Origin of the sequence: Nostoc sp. C110 (genome assembly GCF_043099725.1) — a bacterium.
GTDB classification, from domain to species: Bacteria; Cyanobacteriota; Cyanobacteriia; order Cyanobacteriales; family Nostocaceae; genus Nostoc; species Nostoc muscorum_A.
The window spans coordinates 4,300,155-4,313,165 of the sequence record NZ_CP171148.1; the positions used below are offsets into that span (position 1 = coordinate 4,300,155).

At 41.7% G+C, this 13,011-nt stretch carries 9 protein-coding genes; 6 read left to right on the forward strand and 3 right to left on the reverse strand.

Annotated elements, in window-relative coordinates:
* Window positions 1–37: 37 nt before the first annotated feature.
* The 5 genes from ACFFRD_RS23840 (at window position 38) to ACFFRD_RS23860 (ending at window position 9,560) form a co-directional block, all read left to right on the forward strand.
* Window positions 38–874, forward strand: coding sequence for a hypothetical protein (locus tag ACFFRD_RS23840; protein WP_392477867.1), 837 nt, complete (start codon window positions 38–40; stop codon window positions 872–874).
* Between the two features lie 1,417 nt (window positions 875–2,291).
* Window positions 2,292–3,653 carry a calcium-binding protein gene (locus tag ACFFRD_RS23845; RefSeq protein ID WP_392477868.1) on the forward strand — a complete coding sequence of 454 codons (1,362 nt, stop codon included), beginning with the start codon at window positions 2,292–2,294 and terminating at the stop codon, window positions 3,651–3,653.
* A gap of 448 nt (window positions 3,654–4,101) precedes the next feature.
* Window positions 4,102–6,165: a glycosyltransferase gene (locus ACFFRD_RS23850; RefSeq protein ID WP_392477869.1), complete on the forward strand. Its 2,064-nt coding sequence runs from the start codon at window positions 4,102–4,104 to the stop codon at window positions 6,163–6,165.
* Between the two features lie 32 nt (window positions 6,166–6,197).
* Window positions 6,198–8,402 carry a pentapeptide repeat-containing protein gene (locus ACFFRD_RS23855; RefSeq protein ID WP_392477871.1) on the forward strand — a complete coding sequence of 735 codons (2,205 nt, stop codon included), beginning with the start codon at window positions 6,198–6,200 and terminating at the stop codon, window positions 8,400–8,402.
* A 291-nt stretch (window positions 8,403–8,693) separates the two neighbouring features.
* Window positions 8,694–9,560, forward strand: a complete 867-nt coding sequence (locus ACFFRD_RS23860; RefSeq protein WP_392477874.1) for a calcium-binding protein — start codon at window positions 8,694–8,696, stop codon at window positions 9,558–9,560.
* Window positions 9,561–10,147: 587 nt separating this feature from the next.
* Here the strand turns inward: ACFFRD_RS23860 and ACFFRD_RS23865 are convergent.
* Window positions 10,148–10,570, reverse strand: coding sequence for a hypothetical protein (locus ACFFRD_RS23865; RefSeq protein ID WP_392477875.1), 423 nt, complete (start codon window positions 10,568–10,570; stop codon window positions 10,148–10,150).
* Between the two features lie 220 nt (window positions 10,571–10,790).
* Between ACFFRD_RS23865 and ACFFRD_RS23870 the strand changes: the two genes are divergently transcribed.
* Window positions 10,791–11,006: a transposase family protein gene (locus ACFFRD_RS23870; RefSeq protein ID WP_392477876.1), complete on the forward strand. Its 216-nt coding sequence runs from the start codon at window positions 10,791–10,793 to the stop codon at window positions 11,004–11,006.
* Between the two features lie 253 nt (window positions 11,007–11,259).
* On the opposite strand, the gene ACFFRD_RS23875 is transcribed toward ACFFRD_RS23870, so the two are convergent.
* Both ACFFRD_RS23875 and ACFFRD_RS23880 read right to left on the reverse strand, forming a co-directional pair.
* On the reverse strand, window positions 11,260–12,315 hold the full coding sequence (locus tag ACFFRD_RS23875) for a Rieske 2Fe-2S domain-containing protein (RefSeq protein WP_392477877.1): 1,056 nt from the start codon (window positions 12,313–12,315) through the stop codon (window positions 11,260–11,262).
* A gap of 183 nt (window positions 12,316–12,498) precedes the next feature.
* Window positions 12,499–12,936, reverse strand: coding sequence for a secondary thiamine-phosphate synthase enzyme YjbQ (locus ACFFRD_RS23880; protein WP_392477879.1), 438 nt, complete (start codon window positions 12,934–12,936; stop codon window positions 12,499–12,501).
* Window positions 12,937–13,011: the final 75 nt, after the last annotated feature.

The window sequence follows — 13,011 nt, forward strand, 5'->3', positions numbered from 1 at the left end:
TTGTGTTCAAAAAAAATGTCCTTCGTGCGGTCAAGCAATGTGGAATGAATACAATAATTCTCGACATATAAGAACGTTAAATGGGGTAGTAGAACTACAGCTAAAAATTCGTCGATGTCAAAATAAGTCATGTCTGCGGTATAAAAAAGCATATCGACCAGAGCAAGAAGGGTCACTCGCTCTACCACAGAACGAATTTGGTTTGGATGTGATTGCTTATATAGGAGCATTGCGCTACCAGGAACATAGAAGTGTTCCTCAAATACACACTCACCTTGAATTAAAGGGTATATGTATAAGCCAACGAACGGTCACGCACCTAATTGACAGATATGACGAGTTACTTTCTTTATGGCTAAAAGACCATAAAAGGTTAAAAGCAATAGTTAAAAAGCAAGGACGGGTGATATTAGCCATCGATGGGATGCAGCCAGAAATTGGACATGAGGTATTATGGGTCATTCGAGATTGCTTATCAGGAGAAATTTTACTAGCTAAAACCTTATTATCATCAAGAAATGAAGATTTAGTGGCGTTATTATTAGAAGTAACTAACACCCTAAATGTACCAATTGATGGAGTTGTTAGTGATGGACAACAATCAATTCGCAAAGCTGTTGGGTTAGCATTACCTAGTATTGCTCATGGTTTATGTCATTACCATTACCTGAAAGAAGCAATTAAACCCATATATGAAGCGGATAGACATGCAAAAAAGGAATTGAAAAAAAAAGTTAGAGGATTACAAGACATTGAACGTAGTGTTACCAATGAAGATAAGGATTTGGCGACTATTATTGAAGATTATTGCTCGGCAGTGCGTAGTTCTATAGCGGTTCTCAGTTGGATGAAATATAGTAACAGCAGTGGGTGAACCATCCAATAATGTCTTTTTTGGTCACTGCATTAAGGGCAGTTGTAATGGCTTCATCTAATTCTTGATATGTTGTCCTTGCATTCTCACTATAAATCTGAGAATATATTTAAGGTTAAGCAAAATTAAATAATATCTATTAAGTAATACTTCAGCAACTTTCCAGGATTAGCATAAAGTAAACCTAAACATAGCCTACTTTTTTGCGATCAGGTAAAAGCTTTAATTAACAAAAACCTATATTGCTTTTTTAGAAGGAATTTTTTCTGTCTTGTCAGTCTGCGTGGAATTGTCGTTTTACTTAATAGTTAGACACGCGTTGATTTTGCTCTATTTCGGCAAAATTTGTACAATATTTTTCTTTCTCAGAAGAAAATTTTTTGGAGTAATTAGTATGAAATGTTACAAAATATTCTTCAAATATCTCTGCTATCTATCTTTAGGTACAACTTTACATACCTATGTTGACAGAGATAGCTCCCTATGTGAATATATGTAATGTAGGCATAAATTCGATTATGCTTATTAATCAGGCTTCATAAAGATCATCAGATGCAGTGACAAGTTTTTATCGAGTAAGAGGTTTTTGAAAGTTCGGAGTGGAAACTTTGGCACTTAGCAAAAATTTAGCAAACTTTTGTTTCTCGTATAAAAGCGTAAATTTACTATTTTTAGTGCAACTACTAATACAAAAGATCATTGTCTTGACAGATAAAATTTTTGCCTAAGCGTGATCTAATTAAAAGTTTATAGTTCCCATCATCAATCTCGGCTCTTGGCTCTCGGCTAATGTTTCAGTTGTGTCTCGATTTCAAACCTAACTGCAAAAACATAATTATGCAAATTTGGATTGTTTAGAGAAATCAGGTAGATAAAATAATTCTGCCGTCATGATTTATTTACTGTTGGGTCTGAATTCTCAGCTTGCACATGCGCGACAGCGAGTTTGCATCACCAAATAAGGTTGACGCATATTTTGTTTTCGGCAGAAATCGTGTTTAGCTTAAGGTAGAATCTTAGCCTTCGCTTCATTTTTCGTGCGAGTTATAAGTTTGTAAAAGATAACGTCAAGAAAGTGGGCCGCGAAAAAGTGCGGCTACACAATGTTTTGGCATTCTTAAATGATTGCTTCTAATTGTTTTGAGAGGCTACAATTGTCCATTTTTGTGCTTTCGCCTATACAAAGTTACCAAATCAAAAAAAGTTGATTTGAAAATGTTTACTCATGGAGTGATTAGAAGTATGTCTAACGATCTACTGCAATATCTTCTCGTCATGCCTTTATGACCCCCTCTTTTAATTTTGGGAGAGGGGGGAGTGGTGAGAATTGCAACAACTAATTAGCAAGACTTGTATCGTGCATCCAGCCCGTTTAAGTTAGCTAGAAAAATTGTGTGTTGAAAACAAGGATTAACTTATGGCAGTAAGAAACGGAACACCGGAAAACGATACCCTTATCGGCACTAATAATGCTGATACGATTCGCGGCTTTGGTAAAGAAGACCTCTTATCTGGCTTAGGCGGTAATGACACTATTTTCGGTGGAGATGATAAGGACACCGTGTTTGGTGGAGATGGTGCCGACAGAATATTGGGGGAGTTTGGTGAAGACGAGCTATATGGTGATGCTGGCAATGATTTCATCGATGGTGGATTCGATAAGGACACTTTGTTTGGTGGAGTTGGTGCTGACAGACTCTTTGGCGGAGAAGGCGAAGACACAGTGTTTGGTGATGCCGGCAATGACACTATCTACGGCGGCGCGGACGCTGAAGATGGACTTGATGGGAAAGATTTCCTTGATGGTGGCGCAGGTGCAGACTGGGTTTATGGTGGCTTTGAAGATACTGCTCAGGGCGGTGCTGGCAATGACACCCTAATTGGTAGCTTCTATGATGACGCACTGTACGGCGACGACACAGAAGGTTCTGTTTCGGGTGGTGATGACTACATCGATGGTGGTGCGGGTAATGATACCCTTTACGGTGAAGCTGACACCTTGGCTTCAGGCGGTAATGACACCCTCATCGGTGCCGATGGTGATGACACTCTCTATGGCTATGCTGGTGATGACTCCCTGCTGGGTGGAGATGGTATTGACTACCTTGATGGTGGTGACGGCAATGACGTTCTCGATGGTGGTGCAAGTTCTAGCACCCTCTTGGGTGGCGCTGGCTTAGAAACCATCACAGGGGGTAGTGAAGGTGACTACATCGATGGTGGTGAGGGTAATGATAATCTTAGTGGGCTTGGTGGCAATGACACCATATACGGTGACTTTAGTGTAGATGAATCTCTCGCTGGCAATGATGTGATTAATGGCGGCGCGGGCGATGACTTCATCGATGGTGGCGCTGGCGTTGACCGCATTATCGGTGGTGGTGGCAATGATGTTCTCTACGGTGGCGAAGACTCAGAAACCCAAACCGAACGCGACACGCTAACCGGCGGTGCTGGTACTGATTTCTTCCAATTGAATTACGCAGAATATGAATTCGAGCCACCCCAACCCGGTGAGCCAATCATCCCTGTTCCTGCTGGCGACTGGATCACCGACTTCCAAAATGGTACTGACTACTTATTGCTTGAGGCTCTGGAATTTGAGGATCTAGGCTTCCAGCGCATCAATCTCACTGTTGGTGGTGTTGCTACAGCTAGTACTCGGATCTACGTTCTGACTGAAGGCGTTACTATTGCTCAATCCGAAACCTTAGCAGTTCTGCAAGGGGTACTTCCCGGAGCGTTCGACGCATCAGATTTCGTTGTAGAGCCTATCTAAGAAATGGGTAACTAGGCGGTGTACTTGGGTACGAACCAAGTAGCACACACCTGATAGTTACCCCAACCATGAAGAGTAGCGGCGTTGTCAGAATTCGCTTTCGCTACTCTTCGTACCAAAGCTAAATAAGCAGGCGTAATTAAAGATCACTGGATTTGGATTGGTATTAATGGGTATTAGGTAATGGGTAATTCAAGCTACTCTATACCTTTTACCTCATACTTCTCCTCACTAGTTACATTTATTCTGCCTGACCTACTTAACTGTGTCCATCTTAATATCTCCTGTCCGAAAACCTAGAACAGGAAATAAGCTCAAACACATCTAATTTGCATATCTCGATTGCATCAAAATCCTGTGGGGTGGGCATCTTACCCCCGGCTTTCTCATGCAGTATAAATGCTTATTAGCTTAAAGATTTGTAATACTCAGCATTACTAAAAGTGCCGTGCGAATTTTATTTTTGCATCCTAATTTCCCTGCTCAATTTCGTCATGTAGCAGCAGCTTTGGCTAAAGACAAACGTAACCAAGTTTTTTTTGGTACTACTCGTCACGATGGGAAATTGCCCGGTGTTAACAAAGTCATCTATAACCCTAAACGAGAAGCTCGACCGGAAACTCACCATTACGTCAAACCCTTGGAAAATGCTGTTCTTCAGGGTCAAGGTGTGTATAGGCTGGCAGAGCAACTTAAAGCACGGGGATTTGTTCCAGATGTAGTTTATGGCCATTCGGGTTGGGGCCCTACCTTATTTATCAAAGATATTTTTCCCAAAGCCAAGTTACTGTGTTACTTTGAGTGGTTTTATCATGCTCATGGTACTGATGCTGACTTTGATCCTAGCGATCGCCTGACTGCGGATGATGAAGCCCGAATTCGGATTAAAAATGCGCCGATTTTGCAGGATCTATATAGTTGCGATCGCGGTCTTTCTCCTACCTATTGGCAACGCCAGCAATTCCCCCTAGAGTATCACAGTAAAATTTTTGTATTACATGATGGGATTGATACTAACTTTTTTTGTCCCAAACCAGGGGCTAAATTAGTTCTCCCACGGATAAATCTGGATCTTTCTCATGTTAAAGAACTTGTTACTTATGTAGCAAGGGGCATGGAGCCTTATCGGGGATTTCCCCAGTTTATCGAGGCAGTTGCATTACTCCAACAACAACGCCCTCATTGTCATGTCGTAATTGTCGGAGAAAACCGCGTAGCCTATGGTAAGCCTCTACGTGATGGCAAAACCTATAAAGAGGTGATGCTAGAAAAATATGATCTCGACCTCAGCCGAGTTCATTTTACAGGTTGGCTACCTGACGTTGAATATCTGCAAGTTCTCCAAGCTTCTGCGGCACACGTTTATCTCACCCGTCCTTTTGTTTTATCTTGGTCAATGTTGGAGGTTTTATCAGCAAGCAACCTGCTGATAGGTTCTAAAACTGCTTCTGTAACCGAGGTGATTCAAGATGGCGTTAATGGGCTGTTGGTAGATTTCTTTTCACCGCAGGAAATATGCGATCGCATTGCAGAAGCCCTCAATCATCCAGAGAAAATGGCTGCAATTAGGGCGAAGGCAAGGCAAACAATTCTAGATCGCTATGATTTAGCCCAATTATTACCCCAACACCTGCAATGGATACAGCAGTCAGAAGATAGCAAACTAGTTGCGCCTTGGGAGAAAACAAAACTAGGGTTGCTAGCCCCTGTAGAAAACAAGGGATTTGGTAGGCGACATCAAAAAGCTGAGAATTTATCAGCCACATCTGCGATACTCTTACGAGTTCATAATCAGACATTGACAACTCAAGAAATTATTCCTCTCTTGAGTCGATATCAACTGCTACCAAAGCTTCAGCAAGAACTCTTAATTGACGAAGCGATCGCCTCTTTTAGCTGCACAAGCGAAGAGCAAGCCAAGTGTTACCAAGAGTTTTGCCAACAAAATCAATTGTCATCCGAAGCTGAACGCCAAGCTTGGTTACAGCAGCAGAATCTGACTGAAACAGAATTTTTGGATTTAACAACTCGCAACCTAAGAATTGAGAAATTCAAAAAAGCTACCTGGGATCACAAGTTAGAGACTTATTTTCGCCAATTAAAACCAAAACTTGACCAGGTTGTTTATTCTCTGATTCGCATCCGCGATAGAGCTGTTGCTCAAGAACTTTACTTCCGCCTGTTAGAAGGTGAACAGTCCTTTGCTGAACTAGCAAGGCAATATTCCCAAGGTGCGGAGGCTCAGACTGGTGGCTTAATGGGGCCCATAGCATTGAGTGTACCCCATCCCAAACTTGCCCGCCTCCTCGCCTTCAGCCAACCCGGTCAGCTATCGCTCCCGACCAATATTGGCGATTGGTGGTTAATTGTGCGTTTAGAAAAGTTTATCCCGTCTCAATTTGACGAACCGATGCGACAACGATTGCTCAACGAACTTTTTGCTGGTTGGTTAAAAGACCAAATGCAAAAAACTTCTCCACCACAATCTGTAGCAATCAAACATTCAGCTTGAACTTCTATTCCTTCAACCATTAGGTATGTAGTATGCCAGCTCTAAACTTTAGCGAACAACTTTTAGTAGGAAACGATTTTAGCGGTCAAAACCTGAACGGTTCGACCTTTTTCAAAGCCACTCTCACCAACGTTTCATTGTTCAATACACAGTTGAGAGGTACTAACTTTGAAGAAGCAAAATTATACAATGTTGATGCCCGTAATGCCATTTTTGCCTCCAATAATAATTTTGGCCCAGCTAATCTTTTTAAGGCAACATTAGAAAATGTCAATCTCAGAGGAGCAAACCTAACTGGGGCTAATCTCTCATTCATCAACACCAAATTCATTAACTTGTCAAACGCTAACCTGACCAATGCCAATCTACAGGAGGCTAATCTCAGTGGCGAGCAATCCGAGCGACCAAACCTAATAAATGCGAATTTTACTGGTGCTGATTTATATAAAGCAAAGCTCAAAGCTGCTGACTTTACTGGTGCAAATCTGACAAATGCCAGCTTAGAAGAAGCTGATTTTGAAGCAACTCTTTTAGTCAATATCGATGCAACTGGTGCTGACTTCCGACTAGCAAAACTGATAGATATTACCCTGCAAAATGCAATTTTTGACCTAGCTAATTTCAGTGATGTTGTTCTGAGTGATGTAGAAGCATTAGATCCAACACAGCCAATTAATGCTAGGTTCCGTGGTGCTAATTTAACCAACTTGACTCTAGATGATGCTATTTTGACGGGTTCTGATTTTAGTGCTTATGTAGCTGCTAATGGCACTGTTACAGTTACAGACCTGACTGGAGCTAAATTAATTGAGACTGATTTTACTGGAGCAAATTTCAGTAATGCCAAGCTTTTGAATGCTGACCTATCTAAAACCAACCTCACCAATACAAATTTTACAGGGGCTAACATGAGTGAGGTGCTGACGACTGATGCGATCGCAATTGGTGCAAATTTCACTGATGCCAATCTCAGTAACGCTAATCTGTCAAAAAGCAACTTTACAGATGCTACCTTTGTGGGTGCAAATCTCACGGGAGCGATCGCAGTTGATGCCATTGGCTTATCTCTTGGTGATGCCAGTAACAACACCCTCAACGGCACTAGCAACGGCGATAACCTCTTTGGTTTTGAGGGTAATGACACCCTCACCGGTGCTGGAGGGGATGATTATCTTGATGGGGGCACAGGTGCTGACAGAATGGTTGGTGGTGCGGGTAATGACACCTATGCAGTCAATAGTGCCAGCGATACCGTCGTTGAAAATGTCAACGTAGCTATAGATACTGTCCGTTCTAGTCTTGCTACCTACATACTAGGCAACAACGTTGAAAACTTGGTTTTAGTAGGGACAGCCCAAAACGGCACTGGTAACGCACTTAATAATGTCATCATTGGTAACACTGGTAACAATACCCTCAACGGGTTAGCTGGCAACGATACCCTAATTGGTGATGCTGGTAATGACACACTTAACGGTGGCGCGGGGGATGACTCCCTGATTGGTGGCACAGACAATGACACATACATAGTCGATAGCATAGGGGATACCATCACAGAAAACGTCGATGAAGGCACAGATACAGTCCAGTCAAGCCTGGACTATACTCTAGCCGATAATTTAGAAAATCTGACCTTGCTTGGTACAACTCAAACAGGTACAGGCAATGCACTTGCCAACACCATCACTGGTAATGAAACTGACAACACCCTCAACGGGTTGGCTGGCAACGATATTCTCTTTGGCAATGGTGGTGCTGATGCCCTGACTGGAGCAGGTGGCAACGATATTCTTGATGGAGGTGACGGCAATGACAACCTCAATGGTGGAGTCGGTGCTGACTTGCTTACGGGTGGAGCAGGCAATGATATCCTGACTGGCGCTGATGGTAATGATATTTTGGTCGGCGGCCTTGGTAATGATACTCTTACTGGTGGTATAGGTAGTGATACCATCCGCTATGTCTTGGGTGATGCTAGTGACCGAGTTAATGGATTTGTCATAGGAACAGGAGGAGATTTCCTTTCCTTCAATGGTATTGCTGCTATTGATGTGCGTGTAGTTACGAATGCTGCTGGCACTAATACCCAGTTTAGAGTCAGCGACGGCATTGCTGGCAACCCTGGATTCGGCACAGGAGAAGACCTTTTAATTACCTTGTTTGGAACTGGTTTTAACCAAGCGGATATCGTCACCAACATTGTTGACTCAGCAAATACGACCTTTTTATTCTCATAACTCCCCAAGGAATACCGTAGAGAACTTGAGTTGATATTTTCACTAACGGTTCTGTCGTAGTGGATATCCTTTATGGTTTAGGAAAAAGGAAAAAGGTTGGAATTCACCTCTTTCCCTTTTCCCGAACCGTATTGGGTTAAGGACGACTTTACCTATGGCACCTTTACAGAAGCAAGTCTCACCTCACGGGTGCGATCACAGTTGATGCCAATTTTATCAAATCTGCCTTTTTGTCTCCCTCAATCAAAGACCATTTTTACCTAATAACCTAACTTAAAAGGGTGTAGCCTCATGCGAATTCTTTTTACTATTGCCCACTTTTTTAATCCTGATATTAAGGGGAAACACGGTTCCCAAAGAAAAGACCCGCGATGCCGCTTGCTAGCTTTAAGTCGAAGTCTTGCTGCCTTACATCAGTTATTTGGTAAATCTCAAAGTATGATCAATATTGGGCAACAATTAGCTTTTCCTGTGAATCAACCACAGGTCTACGATTTAGACATTATTATTTGTACGTCCAAAAATAATCATTTTCTCAATCAACTGCCTTTACCTTCCCATTTTTATAAGCATCATCCTACTCAGGCGGAGTCTTTAATGTTAGGGTTTGAGTGCCAATCCCTATTACGGGATTGTTTAGGAAAGTACGATTACTATTGTTTCCTCGAAGATGATCTCATACTTCACGATCCTTGGTTATTTATCAAATTAAACTGGTTTACTCAGCAAGCAGGTAATCTCACTCTACTCCAACCGAATCGCTACGAAATTTCTACCCACAATTTAACCTGCAAAGCTTATATTGATGGGGACTTAGCACCTAAGCTAACTGCAAATTTTCAAAATGTAAATCAAAAACCACAAATTCGGGGGATAATTATGGGGATGCCAATCACATTTCGACGTACCCTTAATCCCCATGCTGGCTGTTACTTTTTGAATGCTAATCAAATGGATAATTGGGCTAATCAACCTTATTTTCTTGACCGCGACACTAGCTTTGTTAGTCCTTTAGAAAGTGCTGCAACTTTGGGAATTATGAAGACATTCTGGGTTTATAAACCTGCACCAGAACAAGCAAACTTTTTAGAAATTCAACACTTTGGAACTGGATTTCTCAGTCTGATTGGGCAACAGGTAGGCTTATCGGCAAGTTGAAAAAACTTTAGTTGAATCTTTAGTTAATCTAGGATGACTGATATTCAAAGCATTTTTCAAAAATTTATAGCGACAATTAAGGGATTTGAGAAATTATAGGGCTAGTATTTGATTTCTGAAAAATCTCCGTACATTTGAAGAGACAGATACCTGGCTGTTTTTATCGCACGACTTTGGTCTGTGGTAGCGCTTTTCTCAAAAATGCCCCGTGCGGTTGAGCATTCGGTTAAAACACATAGCAGTGTACTAATTCAACCAGTGCATAATTTTCGGTAAATGCTTCTGGCTGTTTTGGTTCCAGCAGGTAATGCACATGATTGCTCATGATGCACAAAGCATAAAGCTTAAATCCATACTTTGACCGTGTTTTCTTAACCCTGTTTTGTCACTCTAGGCAGAGGAAAAATAGAAATCAGGGTGAGACAGGAAAATAAATATTGAACTGGTGAGGTTATAAATAATAACTATAGAACCCATTTGACATCTAAGAAGGTGCTGCAAGCCTCTTAATCATTAGCCTGATGAAGCAGAGATTGAGTTTGGCAGTGGCACTAACTAAGGTTCGTTCAAAGTTCTTAACCAGAATTTTACAACGCTCCATCCAAGCATTGGAGCGCTTGATTACCCATCTGGCTACTGCCGGAACAAATCCACATTTTCCTTGTGCTGCTTTCTCTTGTTTTGAGGGTTTCGTAGAAAGTTGAAACTGGATTTTGGTCATGATCTTCTGGATAAATCCGCTCTAACTCCTGAGTCAAATATTCTGGGTGATACCCATGATCTAGGAGGATAGTGATCTTGGGAATATCAATAGGTTTTGACTTCAAGTAGTCGATGTTGAGAGTAAACTTCTCTTTTAATCCGGCATCATCCGAGACATTGGCGCGAGTGCAGTGGGTAAAGAAGGGAAACCCAAGGGTATCAATAGCCAAATGCCTTTTAATACCATTGGTGGCTTTGTAGAAACAAAAACCTTTCGACTCCACACTGGCATTGCAGGTATTTTTCACCGCTTGGGAGTCAATGATGATCAAGGTCGTCCAGTACGGTTTTTTTTAACCTGTTCACGAACTTGTCCATGTAAGACACTCATTAGTTCCTCGAATACCCCAGCGGCTCGCCACTGTTTGTAGTGCCAATAGACGGTGGAATAAGCAGGGTGGTTTCATACAACGAGAGAAAAATAATAATGGTTTGTAGAGGGTAAAGAAAAATGGATAACTAACAAGTATGAATCTCGTCGAACAATTGCAGCAAGTCCCAGACTATAGGCACATCCGGGGACGAAGACATGAATTATGGTTAGTATTGTTACTAATATTGCTGGGAGCAATGACAGGATATTGGGGCTACCGACCACTCGAAGATTTTACCCGTATACACAGGCAGTTTTTTCTTTCTTTGTATGAAACCACCCTGCCCTTCCTGCGTCGGGAAGGGGGTTAGGGGGTTAGGTCTTTGGTGGACTTTTGCACACAACGTGAAAAGTCAGGGGAGCCTGTAACTCGAAATTAATTAATTCAAAATTTTCTTTATTCTTCATAACAGAATTTTGTATTTTGAATTAAACCAAGGTCAAATCAATGAATCATTTATTCTGGCGGCTCTTTTATTGATTACTGGAATTGTTCTATTAATGGTGTCAGGGTATCATCATCAGCTAAAGTGCCCAAAATTTGCAGATTTACTTTGAAGTAATTTAAGCACGCCAGCGAAGTACTTGATCCTTAACAGGGTTCACAAATTCTCGTCCTTCAGCGACAGACCGAGCATACTCCCGCTTTAACTGGTAATACCACTGCGCCTGCATATCTGAATCCTTAATCAGTCGCAGTACAGGATTATATTTAAGCCCAATCTGTTGCTTTTCCACAACCGTTCTGTCTTGACCTAAGAAGGTTTGTGCCAATACATGCAGCAGTGGCTTGAAAAATCCCACCCAGGGAAGTGTCGAGTAAAGAACAAAATTTACCTCAGTTTCTGTGTCTGAAATGGGGGTAACTGCCGTTAAATTAACAACTCTATGCTTGCCAATTGTGGTTTCTTCTATTCTGACGCTAGGTAAACGAAAAGAAATCTCCGTTTCCGGCACACCACCACCAATCAGCAAGTATAATCGACCTCCATTCGCTGGTAATCGGTGTCGTCGCATAGTAAAGCCGTAGGGTGAAGCATCAAATTGCTTGACTTCCTCATGCAGTTGCCCACTTCGCCACCACCAAGCACGATGAACATAGGGGGAATGAGCAGGGTCCATCAGACCTACTACTGCATGATCCACAAAACAGGGAAATCTCATCACCTCTACAAATTGGGGCGATCGCTCCTCAAACCCTGGAATCACCGGAATTTCCATCTCAGAAGCAGCAGGCTGAGATTTATCGGGATCAGCCATATATATCCAAATATTCCCTTGGGCTTCCCGAACTTCGTAGGATTGTACGTCAAAGCGGCTTAAATCCATCTGCTGCTCCTCAACAAGAGATGGAATTGCAGTGCAGCGTCCACCTGAGTTAAAGCGCCAACCGTGATAGCAGCATTCCACTTCCTGCCCATCGAATCTACCACAACTCAAAGGCACGGCACGATGAGGACAAATATCTCTCATAGCCGAGACTTTACCATTCTGGTCTCGGACTAACAGCACAGGTTCACCCAAGAAAATGCGGCTGATCATCATACCTGGCTTGATATGATTACTAGGCAGAGCATAGTACCAAGTATTACGTAATACAAAGTTATCGTTATTTTTCATCACTAATTGCCTCTGCCTTTGACACAACGAAAGTTCTGGTTTGTGGAAAGGAAGGTTATGCTTAGAAACATTCTTTCAGATTTTTAATTGCTGTAAGTAAATTCAACTGATGCACTTGTTAGTCGTGTTCGTAATTCTCTCAGATTTGGGTTGTTCTGAGAGGATTGTAGATGTGAAGTTGCATTATTCGCCAGAAATTTGGACAAATACCGTTCTTTTGCGCGGCCCATCCAACTCAAAAAACAATACAGATTGCCAGGTTCCCAAAGCTAATTTACCATCCACAATGGGAATTATCTCACTAGTGGTCAGCATCATTGCCATTAAGTGAGAGTGAGCATTAATTGGCTCATCTTCCGGGACATCTCTTAAATGCAAGTCATTATGCAAGTATCTGTCCGACTCTGGTGCTAATTTTTGTAAGAATACTTTTATATCTTCTAACAATCTGACTTCATTCTCGTTGATAGCTAAAGCTGTCGTTGTATGACGAGAAAATACTAAAACTTGTCCATTTTTAATTGCTGTTGAAGTAAGAAACTCTTGAATTTGTGGTGTTATATTATGAATATTAATTTTTGGTTCAGTTTCAATTTCAATTAGCTTATTAATAATCGGCATCTGTTCAATTTTATATTTAGGATTGTATAGGAGTGACAATTTAAGATTTTTGATTTGCGATTGCAGGAAAATCTT

Bases quoted from the DNA above. Each gene is read 5' to 3' on its own strand.
- ACFFRD_RS23875 (WP_392477877.1), bottom strand. From the start codon at position 12,315: ATGAAAAATAACGATAACTTTGTATTACGTAATACTTGGTACTATGCT.
- ACFFRD_RS23845 (WP_392477868.1), top strand. From the start codon at position 2,292: ATGGCAGTAAGAAACGGAACACCGGAAAACGATACCCTTATCGGCACT.
- ACFFRD_RS23840 (WP_392477867.1), top strand. From the start codon at position 38: ATGTGGAATGAATACAATAATTCTCGACATATAAGAACGTTAAATGGG.
- ACFFRD_RS23860 (WP_392477874.1), top strand. From the start codon at position 8,694: ATGCGAATTCTTTTTACTATTGCCCACTTTTTTAATCCTGATATTAAG.
- ACFFRD_RS23870 (WP_392477876.1), top strand. From the start codon at position 10,791: ATGAATCTCGTCGAACAATTGCAGCAAGTCCCAGACTATAGGCACATC.
- ACFFRD_RS23880 (WP_392477879.1), bottom strand. From the start codon at position 12,936: ATGCCGATTATTAATAAGCTAATTGAAATTGAAACTGAACCAAAAATT.
- ACFFRD_RS23855 (WP_392477871.1), top strand. From the start codon at position 6,198: ATGCCAGCTCTAAACTTTAGCGAACAACTTTTAGTAGGAAACGATTTT.